A 20,638-nucleotide genomic window follows, 5' to 3' on the forward strand; every position below is an offset into this window, starting at 1 on the left:
GCCGCCGCGTGCTCACCCGCGCGGGTGATGCTCGGCGTGCAGCGTGCGCAGGCGCTCGCGCGCGACATGGGTGTAGATCTGCGTGGTCGAAATATCGCTATGCCCGAGCAGCAGTTGCACCACGCGCAGGTCGGCGCCGTGATTGAGCAGATGCGTCGCGAATGCGTGGCGCAGCGTGTGCGGTGAAAGGTGCGCACGCACGTCGGCGCTGGCCGCGTGGCGCTTGATGATGTTCCAGAATTGCTGGCGCGTCATGCCGTCGCCCCGCGCGGTCACGAACAGCGCATCGGCCACTCGCGCGCCGAGCAGCGCCGGCCGCGATTCGCGCAGGTAGCGCTCGATCCAGCCGTGCGCCACCTCGCCGAACGGCACGAGCCGCTCCTTCGCGCCCTTGCCCATCACGCGCACCACGCCTTCGTTGAGGCCCACCTCGACCGTCTTCAGCGTGACGAGCTCGCTGACGCGCAGCCCGCTCGCATACATCAGTTCGAGCATCGTGCGGTCGCGCAGCCCGAGCGGCGTCGCCACGTCGGGCGCGCCGAGCAGCGCCTCGACCTGCGCCTCGGACAGCGTCGACGGGAACCGCGCCGGCTGCTTGGCCGACAATATCCGCAGCGTTGGATCGGCGCTCGCGCGGTGCTCGCGCAAGGCCCAGCCGTAGTAGCGCCGGAATACCGACAGCCGCCGGTTCGACGAGGCCGCCTTGCCGTCGCTGCGCGCGGCGATATAGCCGGTCAGCATTGCCTCGTTGACCGCATCGACGCTCGCGCCATGCGTGGCCGACAACCATTGCGCGAACAGGCTCAGGTCGCGTCGATAGGCGTCGAGCGTGTTTTGCGACAGGCCGTGTTCGAGCCAGAGCGCATCGCAGAACAGGTCGATCGAGGTACGGCTCGCCTCGCGTTCGGGCGAGCCGCCGAGCGCCTGCGCGCCACCGTCGGCCTCGCCGTCTGCATCGGCACCGGCGCCACGCCGGGCGCGCGCAACGCGAGACGCCGAGCCTGCACGCGGCTTGCGGCTTGAACCCGTCACTTTGGCTGCTTCGGCCCTGCGCTTCGCGCGCGGCTTTTTCGCGCCGGCGGCCTCCGCCGCGCCACCTTCGTCCGCCACGGCTTCGCCCACGCCCGCTTCCGTCTTCCCCGCCATCGATGCCATCAGTATTGAATCCCTTCGTGCGCGAGCAGCCAGCGCTTGACCGTCAGGTAGTAGCCGTCGCCGGCGTGATTGGAGAACCCGCCGATACCGCCGGCCGCGACAACGCGATGGCATGGAATCACGAGCGGGAACCAGTTCGCGCCGCACGCCTGGCCGACCGCGCGCGGCGCGCTGCCGATGCGCCGCGCGATCTGTCCGTAGGTGGCGACGGTGCCGGGCGGCAGCTCGCCGATCGCCTGCCAGACGCGCCGCTGGAACGCCGAGCCGACCTCGGCCAGCGGCAGGTCGAAACGCGCCGACGCGCGCGCGAAATAACGTTCCATCTGCTTGGCGGCGCGCCGTGCAAGCGCATTGTCGGGATCGACGCTGCGCACCGATTCGGGCAGATAGACGATCTCGCGCACGCACGCGCCCTCGGTGCGAATCCCGACCTTGCCGAACGGCGCGTCGATCACTGCATTGAACATGGCCCGCTCCTGGATGCCGCCTGCGCCGAAACCGTCACTGTACGCTGCCTAGGCAGCCCGCAGCGCCCATTCGACATGCTCGCGAACCAGCGCCGAGGCATCGTCGGCACGCGCGGCCAGCGCCGCGACGATCGCCGCGCGCGCTTCGCCGGCCAACTGCCCGGCCAACTGCCCGGCCGGCGCGCGCAGCGCATTGCCCAGCCCAACCGCGAGATTGCGCAGCCAGCGCTCGTAACCGATGCGCCGGATCGCGCTGCCCTGCATGCGCTCGTCGAATTCGGCGGCGCTCCACGCGAACAGTTCGGTCAGCGAGGCGCGATCGAGCCCGTGCCGCACATCGAAATCGGCGACCGGCGCGGCCTGCGCGAACTTGTTCCACGGGCACACGAGCTGGCAGTCGTCGCAGCCATACACGCGATTGCCGATCAGCGGCCGCAGCGGCTCGGGGATGCTGCCTTTCAATTCGATGGTCAGATACGAAATGCACAGCCGCGCATCGACGCGATACGGCTCGGTGATCGCGCCGGTCGGGCAGGCGTCGAGGCAGCGCGTGCAGCTTCCGCAATGCGCGCCCGGCGTTTCGGGCGCGGCGTCGGGGCGGGTTTGCGCGTCGGTGGGCAGCGGCACGTCCACGAAGATTTCACCGAGAAAGAACAGCGAGCCGGCGTCGCGCTGCAACAGCAGCGTGTGCTTGCCGCGCCAGCCGGTGCCGGCCTTCTGCGCGAGTTCGACTTCGAGCACCGGCGCCGAATCGGTGAACACGCGATAGCCGAACGGGCCGATCTCGGCCTCGATGCGATCGGCCAGCGTCTGCAAGCGGTTGCGCAGCACCTTGTGATAATCGCGGCCGCGCGCATAGATCGACACCACGGCGGCGGCCGGATCGTCGAGCCGCGCATGCTCGTGCGCCCGCCAGCCGCCCGCGTCGGAGGCCGCGCCGGCGGCCACCGTGTCGGCCGGCAGATAGGCGAGACGGGCCGAAATCACACGTCGTGTACCGGCCACAAGTTCGGCCGGTCGCGCGCGTTTCATGCCGTGTTTCGCCATATAATCCATTTCGCCGTGGCAACCGGCTTCCAGCCAGGCGGCAAGCCCCGCCTCGGCATCCGAGAGGTCGATATCGCTGATACCGATCGCCCCGAAACCCAGTTCGCGCCCCCAGTCCTTGATGCGCGATGCGAGCGCATCCAGCGCGGCATCGTCGAGGCGGCGCGACGCAGCGCCCTCGCGTTGCGTCGAGGGCGCGTCCATCACGTCGAGTTCCGGTTTACGGTTCATCGCGCTATTTTACGAGAATGCCCGCGCAGCCCAGCCATCCGATCGCCGCGATCGTCGCGTCCGCCCCGCTCGCCGAGCGCGTCTTCGCGCTGCCCGACGAGGCCGCGACCGCCGCGTTCGGCACGCGTTTCGCGCACGCGGTCGACGCGGTTCGCGCGCAACAGCTCGCGCAACAAGGCTTCTCCGGCCTGCAAATCCAGCTCGTCGGCGATCTCGGCGCGGGCAAGACCACCCTGGTGCGCGCCGTGCTGCGCGGCCTCGGCCACGCCGGCCGCGTGAAGAGCCCGACCTACACGCTCGTCGAACCGTATGCCCTGCCGCGCGAAGATGGGGAACTCGCGGTGCATCACTTCGATCTCTATCGATTCAGTGATCCGGCCGAATGGGCGGACGCAGGCTTTCGCGAATATTTCAACGCCGGTGCGATTTGCCTGGTCGAATGGCCGCAGCAGGCGGGTACGCTGCTCGGCGTGCCGGATCTCGTGTTCGCGCTCGATGTCGACGGCGAAGGCCGCCGTCTCGTGGCGCGGGCCTACAGTGTTTCAGGAAACGCATGTCTCGAAAGATGTTGATCAAACCGTTCCGCTCGATCGAGTCGGCCGCCACCACCACCCACAACTGGCGCCGCCGCAAGGTGCTGGTTGCCGGCGCGTCCACGCTGGTGCTCGGGCTGGTCGCGCCGCGCATGGCGCTCGCCTCGTCGGTGCTCGGCGTGCGGGTCTGGCCCGCGCGCGATTACACGCGCGTGACGATCGAATCCGATCAGCCGCTGCAGGCGGCGCAGCAACTGCTGCAAGGCCCGGATCGGCTGGTCGTCGATCTCGACGGCCTCGATCTCGACCAGGCGCTGCGCGACCTGGTGTCGAAGATCGCGCCGAACGATCCGCAGATCCAATCCGTGCGCGTCGGCCAGTACCAGCCGCATGTGGTCCGCATGGTGTTCGATCTGAAAGGTTCGGTGAAGCCGCAGATGTTCACGCTGCCGCCGGTCGGCACCTACCGCTACCGGCTGGTGTTCGACCTGTACCCGGCAGTCGCGCCCGATCTGCTGTCGGACCTGATCACGCAGACCGAGCACAAGGAACGCCAACTCAACGACGACGTGCGCACCCAGCAGGCCCAGCAGGCGCAACCGCCGCAGGCCGCGCTGAACGGCCCCGGCACGCCGCCGCCCGGCGCGCACGACAACAGCGACGCGTTCTTCCAGCAGTTCGCGCAGAACACGCCGCAGGCCGCGTCACCGGCCACCCCCACCTCGCCCGCCAGGCCCGCGATCAAGCCGCCGCCGGTGGTCGCGAAGAAGGACGATGACGACGACGGCATCCCCGACACCTACGCGTTCACCGCGCCGAAAAGCGGCAAGAACGGCACGGTGCGCCTGCTGACGGTGGCGATCGATCCGGGCCACGGCGGCGAGGATCCGGGCGCGATCGGCGGCGGCGGCACCTACGAGAAGCACGTCGCGCTCGACATCGCCAAGAAGCTGCGCGCGAAGATCGACGGCGCGCCGAACATGCGCGCGATGATGACGCGCGACAACGATTTCTTCGTCCCGCTGAACGTGCGCGTGCAGAAAGCGCGGCGCGTGGGCGCGGATCTGTTCGTGTCGATCCACGCCGACGCGTTCACCACGCCGGAGGCGCACGGCTCGTCGGTGTTCGCGCTGTCCGATCACGGCGCGACGAGCGCGGCCGCGCGCTGGATGGCGAACAAGGAAAACTCGTCGGACAACATCGGCGGGATCAACGTGAAGACGCAGGACGTGTCGGTCAACCGCGCGCTGTTCGACATGTCGACCACGGCGCAGATCCGCGATTCGCTGCGTTACGGCAACTTCGTGCTGCGCGAGGTAGGCGGCATCAACAAGCTGCACAAGGGCTCGGTCGAACAGGCCGGCTTCGCCGTGCTGAAGGCGCCCGACATTCCGTCGATCCTGGTGGAAACGGCGTTCATCAGTAATCCCGACGAAGAGCGCCGCCTGAACGACGACGCCTATCGCGAACAGATGGCCGACGCGATCTTCCGCGGCATCAAGCGTTATTTCGCGGCCAACCCGCCGCTGGCCAAGAACCGGATGGCCTGAGTTTCGGCCATCGGCGGCCATCGATCGAGCCGCAGCCCCCACAAAACGCCTCGCCTTCGCGCGAGGCGTTGTTCATTGGCGCACCGTGCACCTCACGCCACGCGCCGCATCCAGCGCCCGCCGAACACGTTGATCACGAGCCCGGCCATCACCAGCGCCGCGCCGGCGAATTCGGCCACGCTCATCTGCTCGCCGAGGAAGAACGCCGACGACGCGATGCCGATCACCGGCACCAGCAGCGAGAACGGCGCGACCTGCCCGGCCGGATAACGCCCGAGCAGCCGGCCCCAGATGCCATAGCCGAGCAGCGTGGCGACGAAGGCCAGATAGACGATCGCGAAGATCGACGCGCCCGAGATCGAGGCCAGCGCCGTCTCGATGCGCGCCGGCCCCTCGAAGGCCAGCGACGCCGCGAAGAACGGAATCGGCGGCACCAGGCTGCCCCACACCACCAGCGGCACCAGTTCGACCGGCCCGATCTTCTTGGTGACGACGTTGCCGAGCGCCCAGCACACGCCGGCGCAGATGGTCAGCGCGAAGCCGGCCAGCGTCATCGCGCCGCCGCTTTGCGCCGCGATCGCGGCCAGGCCGGCCGCCGCGATCACGAGGCCGATCAGGTTCCAGGCGCGCACGCGCTCGCCGAGGAACACGCGCGCAAAGCCGAGCGTGAAGAACGCCTGCGACTGCAGCACGAGCGAGGCCACCCCGGCCGGCATGCCGACATACATCGCGGTAAACAGGAAGACGAACTGTCCGAGCAGGATCGTGCCGCCGTACAGCAGCAGCATGCGCCAGGCGATGCGCGGACGCGGCACGAACAACACCGCCGGCACCGCCGCCAGCGTGAAGCGCAGCGCGCCGAGCAGCATCGGCGGCACGCCGTGCAGCCCCATCTTGATCACGACGAAGTTGACGCCCCAGGCGACGATCACCACCAGCGCCAGCAACAGATCCTTCATGGCCATCATCGCGACGTTTCCTCCGTGATTGCATGCGCAAAGGCAGCAGTCTACCGGCCGCCGCCGCAACGCGCGAACGTCGCCGAGGCCCGATACAATGGGCAGCCTCCCCACCCCGCGTCCCATTCCGACCATGAGCGAATCGATCAAAGCGGTCCTGAAGCCGCACGTGCGCGACATCGGCAACCTGCAGGTGCGCCGCACGCTGCCCGCGATGGCCGCACGCCTCGTCGGCCCGTTCATCTTCTTCGACCACATGGGCCCGGCCGAGCTGCCGCCCGGCAGCGGCCTCGACGTGCGCCCGCATCCGCATATCGGCCTGGCCACCGTCACCTACCTGTTCGACGGCGCGATCCTGCATCGCGACAGCCTCGGCTCGCTGCAGACCATCGTGCCCGGCGACGTCAACTGGATGACGGCCGGGCGCGGCATCGTGCACTCGGAACGCACGCCCGAGGACGTCCGCCAGCGCGGCCAGACGATCCACGGCATCCAGACCTGGGTGGCGCTGCCCGTCGAGCACGAAACCACCGAGCCCTCGTTCGAGCATCATCCGGCCGCCTCGCTGCCGAAGCTGACGCGCGATGGCGTGGCGCTGACGGTGATCGTCGGCGACGCGTTCGGCCTGCGCTCGCCGGCCACCACGTTCTCGCGCACGCTGTACGTGGCCGCCGAATTCGCGGCCGGCGCCACGCTCACGCTCGACGCCGATCACGAGGAACGCGGCGTCTACCTGGTCGACGGCGACCTGACGATCGACGGCACGCCGCTCGACGCCGCCACCATGGCGGTGCTGACGCCGGGTGCAACGGTCGCGCTGGCGAGCCGGGGCGGCGCACGCGTAATGCTGCTCGGCGGCGCGAAGCTGGCCGGCGAACGCTTCATCGAATGGAATTTCGTGGCCAGCACGCGCGAGGCGATCGAGCAGGCCAAGCGCGACTGGACCGCCCAGAAGATGGGCACGGTGCCCGGCGAGACGGACTGGATCCCGCTGCCCGAACGCAAGCCGCAACATTGAAACGCGGGGTTTCGGCCCCAACTACACGATCTTTCCGACTCACGAGGACCTCATGGACACCACGCTCGCCACCTTCGAACGCGACGTCATCGAAGCATCGCTCGACGCACCGGTACTCGTCGATTTCTGGGCGCCCTGGTGCGGTCCGTGCAAGACGCTCGGCCCGATGCTCGAACGACTCGAAGCCGATTACGCCGGGCGCTGGAAGCTCGTCAAGGTCAACGTCGACGAGAACCCGGAACTGGCCGCGCACTTCCAGACGCGCAGCATCCCGCACGTGATCGCGTTCGCCGAAGGCCGCGCCGTCGATCAATTCGTGGGCGTGCTGCCGGAAGGCCAGTTGCGCGAATTCATCGACCGGCTGCTGCCGTCGGCCGAGGAAGCCGAACGCCACGCCGCGCAGGTCGCCATCGCCGAGGAACGCTATGAAGATGCCGCCCGGCATCTGCAGGCGGCCCTCGCGCTGAACCCGGGCGACGACGACATCCGCCTCGACCTGATCGAACTGCTGCTGGCCGTGAACCGCGTCGAAGCCGCGCGCGACGAGGCCACCCGGCTCTCGCCGCAAACCGTGAACGGCGTCGATCCGCGCTACCAGGCGATCATGACGCGCTTCGAGGCGATCGACGCGGCGGTCGAGCTGCCGCCCACCGACGCGCTCGAAGCGCGCATCGCCGCCGATGCGGGCGACCTGGAAGCGCGCTTCGACCTGGCGCAGATGCTGATCGCGCACCGCCTGTACGAAGGCGCGCTCGAACAACTGCTCGAAATCGTCCAGCGCGACCGCGCGTTCAAGGACGACGTGGGCCGCAAGACGATGGTGTCGGTGTTCGAACTCGCGTCCGACCAGCCAAACCTGATCGCGGCATGGCGCCGCAAGCTCAGCGCCGCGCTGTATTGATCGCGGCACGCATCGCCGCCATCCGGCGATGAAAAAACGGGCGCGGGCCGCAAGGGCTCGCGCCCGTTTCGTTTTGGGCTGCAAAAAAAATTGAAAAATCGGCCGAAAACAGCCTCGAAAACACGAAATAGTCAGATCTGGGCAGCAAATTCCCTGGTTTCGCGCGAAGCCGTTGACATGCTTTCAAATTGCCTTCGAAGTCGCCTCGCAGCCAGGCCGCATCACGTCATGCGTCACGCGCGCGCAGCGATCGCCCGCAACACATGCGCGGCGGCCGCGAACCCGAAGGGGGCCGTCACGCACACGCTCGAACCGAAGCCCGCGCAGTTCAGCCCGGCCGGGCCGGCCTGCGCCACGTCCGCCGCGCCGTCCTCGTCGATCTCTCCGACGGCGGCCTCGGGGTAGATCAGCGGCTCGTCCGAATACACGGCGCTGACCTTGAACTTCGCCTTCGGCCCGCGCGGAAAGCCGTGCTGCTTGCGTAGTTGCGCGCGCACCTTCGACAGCAGGGGGTCCTGAATGGTCAGCGCCAGGTCGTCGATGCGAATGCGCGTCGGGTCCAACTGGCCGCCCGCGCCCCCTACCGTCACGAGCGGCTGGCCGCGCGCGACGCACCACGCGATCAGCGCGACCTTGGTGCGCACGCTGTCGATCGCGTCGATCACGAAATCGAAGCCGCCGCCGAGCAGCGCCTCGAAGTTGTCGGGCTCGGCGAAATCCTCGATGCGATCGACCCGGCAGGCCGGATCGATCAGCGCGATGCGCTCGGCCATCGCGTCGACCTTGGCCTTGCCATAGTTGCCGTCGAGCGCGTGGATCTGGCGGTTGGTGTTGCTTTCGGCGATGTTGTCGAGATCGATCAGCGTGAGCCGCCCGATCGCGCTGCGCGCCAGCGCCTCGGCTGCCCACGAGCCCACCCCGCCGATGCCGATCACGGCCACCTGCGCGTGCTCGAAGGCCGCCAGCGCGGCCGGGCCGTAAAGCCGGCCGACGCCGCCGAAGCGCCGCGCGCGGTCGGCGTCGCCAAGCTGATTCGGCGGGCTCGGAGTAAGATCGTTCTGCGTGGTGACGGCGTCGATACGAGACATACGTTAGGTAAGCGAAATGAAAGCGAAATAGCCGCGAAAGCGCTTATTTTGCCTGATCGACGCCATGCCGACCGGGCGCGGCACGCCAACGCAGGAATTTGTTTCCTTGGCTATACTCGCCTCAGATTGAAGCGTTCGCAGAAAAAAATGTCCACTCTTGCCGACCTCCGCATCAACTATTCGCGCGCCTCGCTCGACGAAGCCGACGTCGCGCCCGATCCCGTCCGGCAATTCGAGAAGTGGTTCAACGAAGCGCTCGACGCGCAACTGCCCGAACCGAACACCATGACGCTCGCCACCGTGAACGCCGAAGGCCGGCCGTCCGCGCGCATCGTGTTGATCAAGGGCGTGGACGAACACGGCTTCGTGTTCTTCACCAACTATGAAAGCCGCAAGGGCCGCGAGCTCGCGCACAACCCGAACGCCGCACTGCTGTTCTACTGGATCGAGCTCGAGCGCCAGGTGCGCATCGAAGGCCGCATCGAAAAAACCAGCGCGGCACAGAGCGACGCCTATTTCGCGTCGCGTCCGGCCGGCTCGCGCATCGGCGCCTGGGCCTCGGAACAAAGCGCGGTCATCGCGAACCGCGGCGTGCTCGAAGCGCGCGAACGCGAATTCAGCGAACGCTATGGCGAGCATCCGCCGCGTCCGCCGCACTGGGGCGGTTACCGGCTCGTGCCGGACGCCATCGAATTCTGGCAGGGCCGGCCCTCACGGCTGCACGATCGGCTGCGCTATACGCGCGACGCGGCGTCCCATACGCCGTGGACGATCGAGCGCCTCTCGCCGTAACGCCACGCGCGCCGCGAGTCACCCCCGCAGCGCCCTCTCGTATCTCGGATTTGCATGACGGTCCGCCGCCTCGACGCGGCGGACCGAAAAGATGGCTTGGCTGTATTCGTTTCAACAGACAACGGAGAATTCTTATGTTCTGGGAAAAGAAGCTGGCACAGTGGGCAGACGAAGTACGAGAAAAAGCCAATATTCCGGCGCGGCTGGTGCTCTGGAATGGCGATCAACACGATTTCGGCAGCTTCAGCGCGCCGGCCGTGACGCTGAAGGTCAATCACGCATCGGCGCTGCCGCTGCTGCTCGACCCGAGCCTCGACAATCTCGGCGAGGCGTACGTCAAGGGCAAGATCGACATCGAGGGCCGCCTGCCCGACGTCATCGACATCGGCTACTCGCTCGCGCGCAGCACCGTCACCAATGCAAGCAAGCTGGCACGCGTCACGCGTTACTTCACGCACACGAAGAACTCGGACAAGAAGGCGATCCAGTATCACTACGACGTCTCGAACGATTTCTACAAGCTCTGGCTCGACGAGAACATGCTGTATTCGTGCGCCTACTTCGAGAACGGCGACGAGGATCTGGCCACCGCGCAGCTCAAGAAGATCGATCACATCCTGACCAAGATCCAGCTCCAGCCGGGCCAGCGCCTGCTCGACATCGGCTGCGGCTGGGGCGCGCTGGTGCTGCGCGCGGCGCAGAAGTTCGGCGCGCACTGCGTGGGCGTGACGCTCTCGCAGAACCAGTTCGACCTGGCCACCGAACGCGTGCGCCAGGCCGGCCTCGAGAACCAGATCGAGATCCGCCTGCAGGATTACCGCGACGTCGAAGGCCAGTTCGACCGGATCACGAGCGTCGGCATGTTCGAGCACGTCGGCCGCAAGAACCTGCCGGGCTACTTCACCAAGGTGCGCGAGCTGCTGGCCGACGACGGCGTGGCGATGAACCACGGCATCACCTCGTCGGACGCCGACAGCGGCGAAACCTCGCTCGGCGGCGGCGAATTCATCGATCGCTACGTGTTCCCGGACGGCGAGCTGCCGCACGTGAGCCTCGCGCTCGAAGCGGCGCAGCGCGGCGGCCTCGAAGTGGTTGACGTCGAAAGCCTGCGTCGGCACTATGCGCGCACGCTCGACATCTGGACCGAGAACTTCGAGGCGCACGCCGAACAGGCCCGCCAGCTCGTCGACGACGAGAAGTTCCGGATCTGGCGCGTGTATCTCGCCGGCTGCGCGTATGCCTTCGAGAACGACGACGTGTCGATCTATCAGCTCGTCTGCCGCAAGGCCGGCCGCAGCGCGAAAACGCTGCCGTGGTCGCGGCGCTACATGTACGAGAACCCGCTGCCGCGCTGAGGCAGCCTGACGCAAACGACCACGATGCATGGGTGACGGCAGCACGCGGCGCGATACCGCGCGAACCACGAAGCAGGACGATTCGCCGGACGACGCCGCGCAGTTCGATCTGTTCGGCGAGCCGCTGCCTGCCGCACCCGCCGGTCAATCCGACGCCGGCGCATCCGCTCGCGCGCGGCGCTTGGTCGTTGCGTCGCCCCCCGCCTTGTCTGAAGAACCCGCTGCCGCACCGCTTCGCGACGGCGTCGCGCCGTCCCGCGAGAGCGAATCGGAACCCGCGCCATCCGACGCCACGGCCTCCCTGTTCGGCGACGATGAGCTGCCCGCCGAAACCCACGCACCCGCCACCGACGCCAAGCCCGCGCGCACCCGCCGTTCGGGCAAGCGCGGCGTGACGCCGGCCCCGATCAGCGACGCGGTGGCCGCCACGGCGGCTGCGCTGCCGCCCAACGTGCGGCTCGGCACCTCGACCTGGTCGTTCCCGGGCTGGAACGGCATCGTCTACGGCGACGACTACTCGCCGCAAAAACTCTCGCGCGACGGCCTCGACGCCTATGGCGCGCATCCGCTGCTCAAGAGCGTCAGCATCGACCGTTCGTTCTACGCGCCGCTGTCGATCGCCGACTACCTGCGCTACGCACAGCAGGTGCCCGACGATTTCCGCTTCGTCGTGAAGGCGCCCGCCTCGGTGACCGACGCCGTGGTGCGCGGCTCGCGCGGCGAGCCCGCCGGCCCGAACCCGGCGTTCCTCGACACGCGCATCGCCATCGACGAATTCGTGCGGCCGTGCCTCGACGGCCTCGGCCGCAAGGCCGGCGCGCTGGTGTTCCAGTTCTCGCCGCTGCCCGACGCGCTGCTGGCCGATCCGGCCGGCCTGATCGAGCGGCTGGCCGCGTTCTTCGCGGCGCTGCCGCCGTTGCCGGCCGAGCCGGACAGCCCGCGCTACGCGATCGAGATCCGCGATTCGATCCTGCTCACGCCGCGCTTCATCCGCGCGCTGGCCGCCTCGGGCGTGCGCTATTGCGTCGGCCTCCATGCGCGGATGCCCGACCCGCTGCGGCAGGCCGCGGCGCTGGCGCTGCTCGACGGCGACACGCCCGGGCCGCTGGTGGTGCGCTGGAGCCTGCACGGCGGCTTCAAATACGAGCAGGCCAAGGCCAAGTACGACCCGTTCGACCGGCTCGTCGACGAGGACCCGCACACGCGCGAGGCGCTCGCCGAGCTGGCCGCGCGCTACGTGCTGGCCGGCCAGCCGGTGCTGATCACCATCAACAACAAGGCCGAAGGCTCCGCGCCGCTGTCGTGCATCGAGCTGGCGAAGGCGATCGCCGAATCGATCGAACGGCACCGCGCCGAGCCGGGCTGACCGGCAGCGACAACCACGACGGCAACCGCACAAAAAAACGGCGGCGTCGCGATCGACCCCGCCGTTTCGGCCCATCCGCCCGCCCGAGCCCGGGCGAACACACTCACACGCCGCGCGATTTGAGCCGGTGCGCGAACTTCTGGCGGAATTTCGCGATCTTCGGGCCGATCACGGCCGCGCAGTAGCCCTGCTGCGGATTGCGCGCGAAATAATCCTGGTGATATTCCTCGGCCGGCCAGTAATTGCCGTCGAGCGGCTCGACCACCGTGACGATCGGCGCGCCGAAGATCTGCTCGCGGCCCAGCGTGGCGATCACGTCGAGCGCGGCCTCGCGCTGCGCGTCCGAATCGGCGAACACGATCGAACGATATTGCGTGCCGACGTCGGCGCCCTGCCGATTCAACTGCGTCGGATCGTGCGTGGCGAAGAAGATTTCAAGGACTTCGCGATAGCTGATGCGCGCCGGATCGAACGTCACCTTGACGACCTCGGCGTGGCCCGTATCGCCCTCGCACACGGCCCGGTATGTCGGGTTGCGCGTCTGGCCGCCCGCGTAGCCCGATTCCACCGCGAGCACGCCTTCCACATCGAGGAACACCGCCTCGGTGCACCAGAAACACCCGCCGCCAACGATGGCGACGTCCTGCACTGCCTGATTCATGTTCGCTCCTGACAGAAGATCCGGCCGCCGTTCGACCGGACCGTTGCGGGCCGCCGGGTCGGGCGGCCACCGATTCCGCTAAAATCGGGACAATTTCCCGGATTTCCAGATGACGTTACTTTTCGTGTTTTCCAGCTACCCGAAGGCGGTCTCGCGATGACACTGCGCGCCACGCCGCCCGATTTCGACGTCGCCGCGTTCCGCCAGGCGCTCGGCCAGTTCGCCACCGGCGTGACGGTCATCACCACGCGCGCGCCGTCCGGCCAGTTGATCGGCATGACCGCCAGTTCGTTCAATTCGGTATCGCTCGATCCGCCCCTCGTGCTGTGGAGCCTGGCCACGCGCTCGGCGTCGCTGCCGGTGTTTCGCGGCAACAGCCATTATGTGATCAATGTGCTGGCGGCGTCGCAGCTCGACTTGTGCAAGCGCTTCGCGACCGCCAAGGGCGACCGCTTCGAAGGGGTGTCGCACGAGGCCGGCCAGTCGGGCATGCCGGTGCTCGACGGCGCGCTGGCCTGGTTCGAATGCCATAACCGCAGCCGCTACGACGAAGGCGACCACGTGATCTTCGTGGGCGAGGTCGAACGCTGCGGCCTGCATCCCGATGCCGGCTCGCTCGCGCCGCTGGTGTTCCACGGCGGCGCGTTCCACGACCTCACTCGGCTTTGAGCGCGCCCGTGCGCGCCAGCGAGACGGGCGGCCCCGCCTCGTCCTTGAGCGTCTGCAGGACGATGTTCGAGCGGATGTCCATCACGCCCGGCGCCTTGTAGAGCTGGTTCAGCACGAAATCGGAGTAGTGCTTCAGGTTGTGGGCCAGCACGCGCAGCAGATAATGCGTCTCGCCCGTCACCACGAACGCCGACGCCACCTCCGGCCAGGCCTTGATCGCCTCGGCGAAGCGCTCGTGCCATTGCTCCTGGTCGTTGCGCATCGACACCTGCACGAACGCTTCCAGTTCAAACCCCAATTTTTCACGGCTCAGGCAGGCGCGATAGCATTCGATCACGCCCTGCTCCTCGAGCAGCCGCATTCGCCTCAGGCAGGCGGATGGCGACAGCGAGATGCGCTCGGCCAGATCGAGGTTGCTGATCCGGCCCTCCTGCTGCAATACGGCGAGAATACGGCAATCGGTAGCGTCGAGCGAGATTGCATGCATTTCTGGTCCCCGTTTTGGCTATCGTTCAAATTATCTGCGATATTTGCGGAATGTCCATGTTTATTTCGCAAGCACCTTTCAATGTCGTTTGCTTATCATTCGACGGATCGGAACTTGCTCAACGACGATGGACACGCTCTGGGACATTTCCCCCTCCCTTTCTCCCGCCACGCCTGTCTGGCCGGGCGACACGCCGGTGTCGGTCGAGCGCGTCTGGCGCATCGAGGCCGGCTCGCCGGTCAATGTCGCGCGGCTGACGCTGTCGCCGCACACCGGCGCCCACGCCGATGGGCCCCTACATTACGACGCCGATGGCGCGCCGATCGGTGCGGTATCGCTCGACGCCTATCTCGGCCCGTGCCGCGTGATCGACTGCCGCGGCACGAAGCCGCTCGTCACGCCTGAACAGATCAGCGGTGCACTGGCCGGCGCGCCGCCGCGCGTGCTGCTGCGCACCTACGCCGTCGCGCCGCAAGACGCCTGGGACAGCGCGTTCTGCGCCGTCGCCCCGGCCGCGATCGACCTGCTGGCCGCGCACGGCGTGCGGCTGGTCGGCATCGATACGCCCTCGCTCGATCCGCAGGAATCGAAAACGATGACCTCGCACGGACGCATCCGCGCGCACGGCATGGCGATCCTCGAAGGGCTGGTGCTCGACGCGGTGCCGGCCGGCGATTACGAATTGATCGCGCTGCCGCTGAAATTCGCCACGCTCGACGCCAGCCCGGTGCGCGCCGTATTGCGCGCGCTGCCCGGCACGGCCTGAGCGCGCCAACCGATCCGGCGCCCCGCGCCGCCGCCCTTAATTCCATGAGATTCGACGCCATGACTACCCGCGAAGACGCGCTCGCCCTCGACCGCGACGATCCGCTCGCCCCGCTGCGCGAGCGCTTTGCCCTGCCCGACGACACCATCTACCTCGATGGCAATTCGCTCGGCGCGCGCCCGAAGGCCTCGGCCGAACGCGCCCGTGCGGTGATCGAGGCCGAATGGGGCCACGACCTGATCCGCAGCTGGAACACGGCGGGCTGGTTCGCGCTGCCGCGCCGCCTGGGCGATCGCCTCGCGCCGCTGATCGGCGCGGCCGACGCCGAAGTGGCGATCACCGACACCATCTCCGTCAACCTGTTCAAGCTGCTGGCCGCGATGCTGCGCGAGCAGGCGAAGCGCGCGCCGGCGCGCCGCGTGATCGTTTCGGAGCGCTCGAATTTCCCGTCGGATCTGTATATCGCGCAGGGCCTGATCGCCCAGCTCGATCGCGGCTACGAGCTGCGTCTGGTGGACGACGCGTCCGAGCTCGAAGCAGCCATCGACGAACACTGCGCGGTGGCGATGATCACGCATGTGAACTACCGCAGCGGCGCCATGCACGACATGGCGGCGCTGACGCGCCACGCGCAGCAGGCCGGCGCGCTGATGCTGTGGGATCTCGCGCATTCGGCCGGCGCGGTGCCGGTGGACCTGAACGGCGCGGGCGCGGACGGCGCGGTGGGCTGCACCTACAAATACCTGAACGGCGGCCCCGGCTCGCCGGCCTTCGTGTGGGTGCCGAAGCGCCATCAGGCCAGCTTCGAGCAGCCGCTGTCGGGCTGGTGGAGCCACCGCGCGCCGTTCGCGATGGAGCCGGGCTTCCAGCCCGATGCGAGCATCTCGCGCTTCTTGTGCGGCACGCAGCCGATCGTGTCGATGTCGATGATCGAATGCGGCCTCGACATCTTCCACGAAACGAACATGGCCGCGATCCGCCGCAAATCGCTGGCGCTGGCCGACATGTTCATCGCGCTGGTGGAGACGCGCTGCGCCGGCCTCGACCTGACGCTCGTCACGCCGCGCGAGGCGGCCCGGCGAGGCTCGCAGGCCAGCTTCGAGCATCCGCACGGCTATGAGGTGATGCGCGCGCTGATCGCGCGCGGCGTGATCGGCGACTACCGCGAGCCGCGCATCCTGCGCTTCGGTTTCACGCCGCTCTACACGCGCTTCGTCGACGTGTGGGATGCCGTGGAGACGCTGCGCGAGGTGCTCGTCACGCGCGCCTGGCAGGCGCCCGAATTCGCGGCGCGCACCGACGTGACCTGAGCCGGTGAGCCGCACCGAATCGAACCCTATCGCCCTCTGGAGCATTTCATCGTGAATCCTGATCAATCGGCCCCGAACGGAGCCGGGGCCGGCGCCCCGCCGCGCTGCCCGTTCTCGGGCGCGCCGGCCGAGCCCGCCGCCCACGGCGAAGGCTGGCACGAGGCCCAGCTCGACTTCTCGAAGTCCATGAGCTACGGCGATTACCTGTCGCTGACGCCGATCCTCAACGCGCAGCACCCGCTCTCGCCCGACCACAACGAGATGCTGTTCATCATCCAGCATCAGACCAGCGAGCTGTGGATGAAGCTCGCGCTGTACGAATTGCGCGGCGCGCTCGATTCGATTCGCGGCGACGCGCTGCCGCCGGCTTTCAAGATGCTGGCGCGCGTCTCGCGAATCCTCGAACAATTGGTGCAAGCCTGGAACGTGCTGGCCACCATGACGCCATCGGAGTATTCGGCGATGCGGCCGTATCTGGGGGCGTCGTCGGGCTTCCAGTCGTATCAGTATCGCCAGCTCGAATTCCTGCTCGGCAACAAGAACGCGCAGATGCTCAAGCCGCACGCGCACCGCCCCGACATCCTCGCGCAAGTCGAGGCCACGCTCGACGCGCCGTCGCTGTACGACGAGGTGGTGCGCCTGCTCGCGCGGCGCGGCTTCGCGATCGCGCCCGAGCGGCTCGATCGCGACTGGCGCGGGCCGACCGAGCACGACGCGTCGGTCGAGGCGGCCTGGCTGGCGGTCTATCGCGATCCGTCGGCGCACTGGCAGTTGTACGAAATGGCCGAGGAACTGGTCGACCTGGAAGACGCGTTCCGCCAATGGCGCTTCCGTCACGTCACCACGGTCGAGCGCATCATCGGCTTCAAGCAGGGCACCGGCGGCACCAACGGCGCGCCGTATCTGCGCAAGATGCTCGACGTGGTCCTGTTCCCCGAGCTGTGGCACGTGCGCACCACGCTGTAACGCTCCACCAGCGTGCCCGCGCGGCACGCATCGCAAGCCGATCGCGCGGGCGCCCTGCCCGCGCCGCCCGCCGCTTCTTCCGTCCCGCCGCTTCCGCCCCGCTTCCCGTCCCGCGTCACATCTCGCCTCACGCCGCAGCGCAGCATCGAAATCCGCGCGTTCCGCCTTGACTTTCGCAGGCCCGAACATGATCATTCGTTCACAAAGCGAGCAAATGATCTTAACAAGGCCGTGACCGGCCACAAGGAGACAACGGATGAATCCTTCGCCGACCGCCGCGCCTGTGATCCTCCACATCGGCGCCGGGTCCTTTCACCGCGCCCATCAGGCCTGGTATCTGCACCGCGTCAACGAAGCCGCCGCACCGCACGAGCGCTGGTCGCTCGCGGTCGCCAACATCCGCGACGACATGCAGGCGACGATGGACGCGCTGGCCGCGCAGCAGGGCGTCTACACGCTCGAAACCGTGACGCCGGCCGGCGAGCGCACCTACGAGGCGATCCGCTCGATCTCGCGCGTGCTGCCCTGGTCGATCGACCTGCGCGCGCTGATCGAGGCCGGCGCGGACCCGTCCTGCCGGATCGTCTCGTTCACGGTGACCGAAGGCGGCTATTACCTCGACGAACACAACCGGCTCGACGCCGGCAACCCCGACCTGGCCGCCGACCTGCAAGGCGCGCGCACCACCATCTACGGTGCGCTGGCCGCGCTGCTGGCCGAACGGCAGGCGCGCGCGGGCGGCCCGGTCACGCTGCAAAGCTGCGACAACCTGCGCAGCAACGGCGCGCGCTTCGAGGCCGGCATGCGCGAATTCCTCGAACGGCGCGGCCTGACCGACCTGCTGGCCTGGTTCGACGCGAACGTGTCGTGCCCGAGCGCGATGGTCGATCGCATCACGCCGCGCCCCACGCCCGACGTGGCCGAGCGCGTGAAGGCCGCCACCGGCATGGACGACGCCTGCCCGGTGATGGGCGAATCGTTCATCCAGTGGGTGATCGAGGATCGCTTCGTGGCCGGCCGCCCGGCCTGGGAAAAGGCCGGCGCGGAAATGGTGGACGACGTGCATCCGTACGAGGAAGCGAAGATCCGCATCCTCAACGCCACCCACAGCTGCATCGCCTGGGCCGGCACGCTGGCGGGACTGTCGTATATCCACGAAGGCACCCACGACCCGGCGATCCGCGCGCTCGCGCACGCCTACGTGAGCGACGACGTGATCCCGTCGCTCACGCCGAGCCCGCTCGATCTGGCGCGCTACCGCGACGTGGTGCTGGAGCGCTTCGGCAATCCGTACATCCTCGACACCAACCAGCGCGTGGCCGCCGACGGCTTCTCGAAGATCCCCGGCTTCATCGCGCCGACCTTCGCCGACTGCTTCGCACGCGGCGCCGACCCGGTGTCGACCGCCGTGCTGCCGACGCTGTTCCTGCGCTTCCTCGAACGCTGGGCACAGGGCCTGCTGCCGTACGCATACCAGGATGGCGTGATGGACCCGGGCGTGGCGCGCGCGATCGTCGCGGCCGACGATCCGGTGGCCACGCTGGCCGCCGATCGCGGGCTGTGGGGTTCGCTGGCGGGCGACGCGCGCCTGCTGCACGCGCTGCGCGCCGGGCTGGCGCGCGTCGACGCGTGGCGCGCCGCATCCTGATCCTGCATTGACCCCGCATTACCCCACGCCCCGTCGCCGTTGCCCGCGTGCCGAACCGGCGCGGACAGCCCCGGCGGCCGGCGCCGTGTCCGGGTCATCCGGCATTGGCACCGGCCACGGCGCGCGGCTACAGTAGCGACTCTCTGACGACGGACTGTTTCCGCCCATCATGTATCTCGGCATCGATCTCGGCACCTCGGAAGTCAAGGTGCTGCTGCTTTCCCCCGACGGCACCGTCGTCGGCACGGCGGGTACGCCGTTTACCGTCACGCGCGCGCATCCGCGCTGGGCCGAGCAACAGCCCGAGGATTGGTGGGCCGGCACCTGCGCGGCGCTGGCCGCGCTGCGCGAGCGTCACCCATCCGAATATGCGCAGGTGCGCGGCATCGGCCTGTCGGGCCAGATGCACGGCGCGGTGCTGCTCGATCGCGAGGATCGCGTGCTGCGGCCCGCGATCCTGTGGAACGACATGCGCAGCGACGAGGAATGCACCGCGCTGACCGAACGCGCGCCCGACCTGCACCGGCTCGCCGGCAACCTCGCGATGCCCGGTTTCACGGCGCCGAAGCTGATGTGGGTGGCCCGTCACGAACCGGACGTGTTCCGCCGCATCGCCTGCGTGCTGCTGCCGAAGGATTACCTGCGGCTGCGGCTGACCGGCAACCGCGTGTCCGACCCGTCGGACGCGGCCGGCACGCTGTGGCTCGACGTGGCGCGCCGCGACTGGTCCGACACACTGCTGGAGGCCGGCGGCATGACGCGCGATCAGATGCCGCGCGTGATCGAGGGCAACGCGCCGTCGGGCACGCTGCGCGGCGACGTAGCGCGCGAACTGGGTTTGAAGGACGGCATCGTGGTGGCAGGCGGCGGCGGCGACAACGCCACCAGCGCGCTCGGCATCGGCGCGACCCAGCCCGGCGACGGCTTCGTCTCGCTCGGCACCTCGGGCGTGCTCAGCATCGTCGGCGACCGCTTCATGCCCTATCCCGAACGGGCCGTGCACGCGTTCTGCCACGCGATCCCGAACCGCTGGCAACAGATGAGCGTGGTGCTGTCGGCCGCCAGTTGCCTGCGCTGGGTCTGCAAGCTGACCTCGACCGACGAGCCCACGCTGATCGCCGAGGTGGCCGCGCTCGATCCGGCCGAACTGGCCGACGCGCCGATCTTCCTGCCCTACCTGTCGGGCGAGCGCACGCCGCACAACGATCCGTACGCGCAGGGCGTGTTCTACGGCATGACGCACGGCACCGACCGCGCGCGGCTCGGCTACGCGGTGCTCGAAGGCGTGACGCTGGCGATCGCCGACGGCCACGACGCGCTGGTGGCGGCCGGCTCAGAAACCGGCTCGCTGGCGCTGATCGGCGGCGGCGCGCGCAGCGCGTATTGGGCGCAACTGGTGGCCGACGCGCTCGACGTGCGCACCCACCAGCTCGGCGGCGGCGCGACCGGCGCGGCGCTCGGCGCGGCACGGCTCGGCTGGCTGGCGGACGGCGGCGATCCGTCGCAAGTGCTGACCAAGCCGCCGCTGTCGGCCGAGTACGCCCCCGATGCGGCCCGCCACGCGCGGCTGCGCGAGCGGCTCGAGACCTACCGCGCGCTGTACCGCCACGTCCGGCCGCTGTTCGAACCGTCGCGCCCGCGTCTCGCCTGACGCCGATTGCGATAGGAT

The 20,638-nt window shown here is 68.5% G+C and carries 20 protein-coding genes; 13 read left to right on the forward strand and 7 right to left on the reverse strand.

Going from position 1 to position 20,638, the window contains the following annotated elements:
- Positions 1–12: 12 nt before the first annotated feature.
- Genes xerD through queG form a run of 3 tightly spaced genes read right to left on the reverse strand, consistent with a single transcriptional unit; the run spans position 13 to position 2,900 of the window.
- Positions 13–1,146 (reverse strand): site-specific tyrosine recombinase XerD, encoded by a 1,134-nt coding sequence (gene xerD / locus AB4850_RS29405; protein ID WP_414445651.1) that lies wholly within the window; start codon positions 1,144–1,146, stop codon positions 13–15.
- An 8-nt stretch (positions 1,147–1,154) separates the two neighbouring features.
- Positions 1,155–1,622 (reverse strand): methylated-DNA--[protein]-cysteine S-methyltransferase, encoded by a 468-nt coding sequence (locus tag AB4850_RS29410; protein ID WP_414442926.1) that lies wholly within the window; start codon positions 1,620–1,622, stop codon positions 1,155–1,157.
- A 48-nt stretch (positions 1,623–1,670) separates the two neighbouring features.
- On the reverse strand, positions 1,671–2,900 hold the full coding sequence (gene queG, locus AB4850_RS29415; protein ID WP_414442927.1) for a tRNA epoxyqueuosine(34) reductase QueG: 1,230 nt from the start codon (positions 2,898–2,900) through the stop codon (positions 1,671–1,673).
- A 17-nt stretch (positions 2,901–2,917) separates the two neighbouring features.
- Here queG and tsaE point away from each other — a divergent pair, with 17 nt between their 5' ends.
- Positions 2,918–3,472 carry a tRNA (adenosine(37)-N6)-threonylcarbamoyltransferase complex ATPase subunit type 1 TsaE gene (gene tsaE / locus AB4850_RS29420; RefSeq protein ID WP_414442928.1) on the forward strand — a complete coding sequence of 185 codons (555 nt, stop codon included), beginning with the start codon at positions 2,918–2,920 and terminating at the stop codon, positions 3,470–3,472.
- Positions 3,454–4,983 (forward strand): N-acetylmuramoyl-L-alanine amidase, encoded by a 1,530-nt coding sequence (locus tag AB4850_RS29425; RefSeq protein ID WP_414442929.1) that lies wholly within the window; start codon positions 3,454–3,456, stop codon positions 4,981–4,983. The genes tsaE and AB4850_RS29425 overlap by 19 nt, the downstream gene beginning before the upstream one ends.
- Positions 4,984–5,075: 92 nt before the next feature.
- On the opposite strand, the gene AB4850_RS29430 is transcribed toward AB4850_RS29425, so the two are convergent.
- Positions 5,076–5,948 carry an EamA family transporter gene (locus tag AB4850_RS29430; protein WP_414445652.1) on the reverse strand — a complete coding sequence of 291 codons (873 nt, stop codon included), beginning with the start codon at positions 5,946–5,948 and terminating at the stop codon, positions 5,076–5,078.
- A 127-nt stretch (positions 5,949–6,075) separates the two neighbouring features.
- Here AB4850_RS29430 and AB4850_RS29435 point away from each other — a divergent pair, with 127 nt between their 5' ends.
- Positions 6,076–6,960, forward strand: coding sequence for a pirin family protein (locus tag AB4850_RS29435; RefSeq protein WP_414442930.1), 885 nt, complete (start codon positions 6,076–6,078; stop codon positions 6,958–6,960).
- A gap of 52 nt (positions 6,961–7,012) precedes the next feature.
- Positions 7,013–7,861: a thioredoxin gene (gene trxA, locus AB4850_RS29440; protein WP_414442931.1), complete on the forward strand. Its 849-nt coding sequence runs from the start codon at positions 7,013–7,015 to the stop codon at positions 7,859–7,861.
- A 233-nt stretch (positions 7,862–8,094) separates the two neighbouring features.
- On the opposite strand, the gene AB4850_RS29445 is transcribed toward trxA, so the two are convergent.
- Positions 8,095–8,949, reverse strand: coding sequence for a ThiF family adenylyltransferase (locus tag AB4850_RS29445; protein ID WP_414442932.1), 855 nt, complete (start codon positions 8,947–8,949; stop codon positions 8,095–8,097).
- A 147-nt stretch (positions 8,950–9,096) separates the two neighbouring features.
- Between AB4850_RS29445 and pdxH the strand changes: the two genes are divergently transcribed.
- From pdxH to AB4850_RS29460, 3 genes are all read left to right on the forward strand, one after another.
- Positions 9,097–9,741, forward strand: a complete 645-nt coding sequence (gene pdxH, locus AB4850_RS29450; RefSeq protein ID WP_414442933.1) for a pyridoxamine 5'-phosphate oxidase — start codon at positions 9,097–9,099, stop codon at positions 9,739–9,741.
- A 134-nt stretch (positions 9,742–9,875) separates the two neighbouring features.
- A complete protein-coding gene (locus AB4850_RS29455; protein WP_414442934.1) occupies positions 9,876–11,096 on the forward strand; it encodes a class I SAM-dependent methyltransferase in 1,221 nt (406 codons plus the stop codon).
- 28 nt (positions 11,097–11,124) lie between these two features.
- On the forward strand, positions 11,125–12,462 hold the full coding sequence (locus AB4850_RS29460) for a DUF72 domain-containing protein (protein WP_414442935.1): 1,338 nt from the start codon (positions 11,125–11,127) through the stop codon (positions 12,460–12,462).
- A gap of 103 nt (positions 12,463–12,565) precedes the next feature.
- Here the strand turns inward: AB4850_RS29460 and msrA are convergent, their stop codons facing one another.
- On the reverse strand, positions 12,566–13,123 hold the full coding sequence (gene msrA, locus AB4850_RS29465) for a peptide-methionine (S)-S-oxide reductase MsrA (RefSeq protein ID WP_414442936.1): 558 nt from the start codon (positions 13,121–13,123) through the stop codon (positions 12,566–12,568).
- Positions 13,124–13,279: 156 nt separating this feature from the next.
- On the opposite strand from msrA, the gene AB4850_RS29470 reads away from it, so the two are divergent.
- Positions 13,280–13,792, forward strand: a complete 513-nt coding sequence (locus AB4850_RS29470; RefSeq protein ID WP_414442937.1) for a flavin reductase family protein — start codon at positions 13,280–13,282, stop codon at positions 13,790–13,792.
- On the opposite strand, the gene AB4850_RS29475 is transcribed toward AB4850_RS29470, so the two are convergent.
- Entirely contained in the window at positions 13,779–14,279 is a 501-nt protein-coding gene (locus AB4850_RS29475) for an Lrp/AsnC family transcriptional regulator (RefSeq protein WP_414442938.1), read from the reverse strand. The genes AB4850_RS29470 and AB4850_RS29475 overlap by 14 nt on opposite strands.
- A gap of 127 nt (positions 14,280–14,406) precedes the next feature.
- On the opposite strand from AB4850_RS29475, the gene kynB reads away from it, so the two are divergent.
- The 5 genes from kynB (at position 14,407) to xylB (ending at position 20,620) form a co-directional block, all read left to right on the forward strand.
- The gene (gene kynB, locus AB4850_RS29480; RefSeq protein ID WP_414442939.1) at positions 14,407–15,045 is read left to right on the forward strand and encodes an arylformamidase; all 639 of its coding nucleotides are present in this window, start codon (positions 14,407–14,409) and stop codon (positions 15,043–15,045) included.
- Between the two features lie 59 nt (positions 15,046–15,104).
- Positions 15,105–16,355, forward strand: coding sequence for a kynureninase (gene kynU / locus AB4850_RS29485; RefSeq protein ID WP_414442940.1), 1,251 nt, complete (start codon positions 15,105–15,107; stop codon positions 16,353–16,355).
- A gap of 51 nt (positions 16,356–16,406) precedes the next feature.
- Positions 16,407–17,321 carry a tryptophan 2,3-dioxygenase gene (gene kynA, locus AB4850_RS29490; RefSeq protein WP_414442941.1) on the forward strand — a complete coding sequence of 305 codons (915 nt, stop codon included), beginning with the start codon at positions 16,407–16,409 and terminating at the stop codon, positions 17,319–17,321.
- 256 nt (positions 17,322–17,577) lie between these two features.
- On the forward strand, positions 17,578–18,969 hold the full coding sequence (gene dalD, locus AB4850_RS29495) for a D-arabinitol 4-dehydrogenase (protein WP_414442942.1): 1,392 nt from the start codon (positions 17,578–17,580) through the stop codon (positions 18,967–18,969).
- A gap of 169 nt (positions 18,970–19,138) precedes the next feature.
- On the forward strand, positions 19,139–20,620 hold the full coding sequence (gene xylB / locus AB4850_RS29500) for a xylulokinase (RefSeq protein ID WP_414442943.1): 1,482 nt from the start codon (positions 19,139–19,141) through the stop codon (positions 20,618–20,620).
- Positions 20,621–20,638: the final 18 nt, after the last annotated feature.

The organism is Burkholderia sp. 22PA0106 (assembly GCF_047497155.1).
GTDB lineage: Bacteria > Pseudomonadota > Gammaproteobacteria > Burkholderiales > Burkholderiaceae > Burkholderia.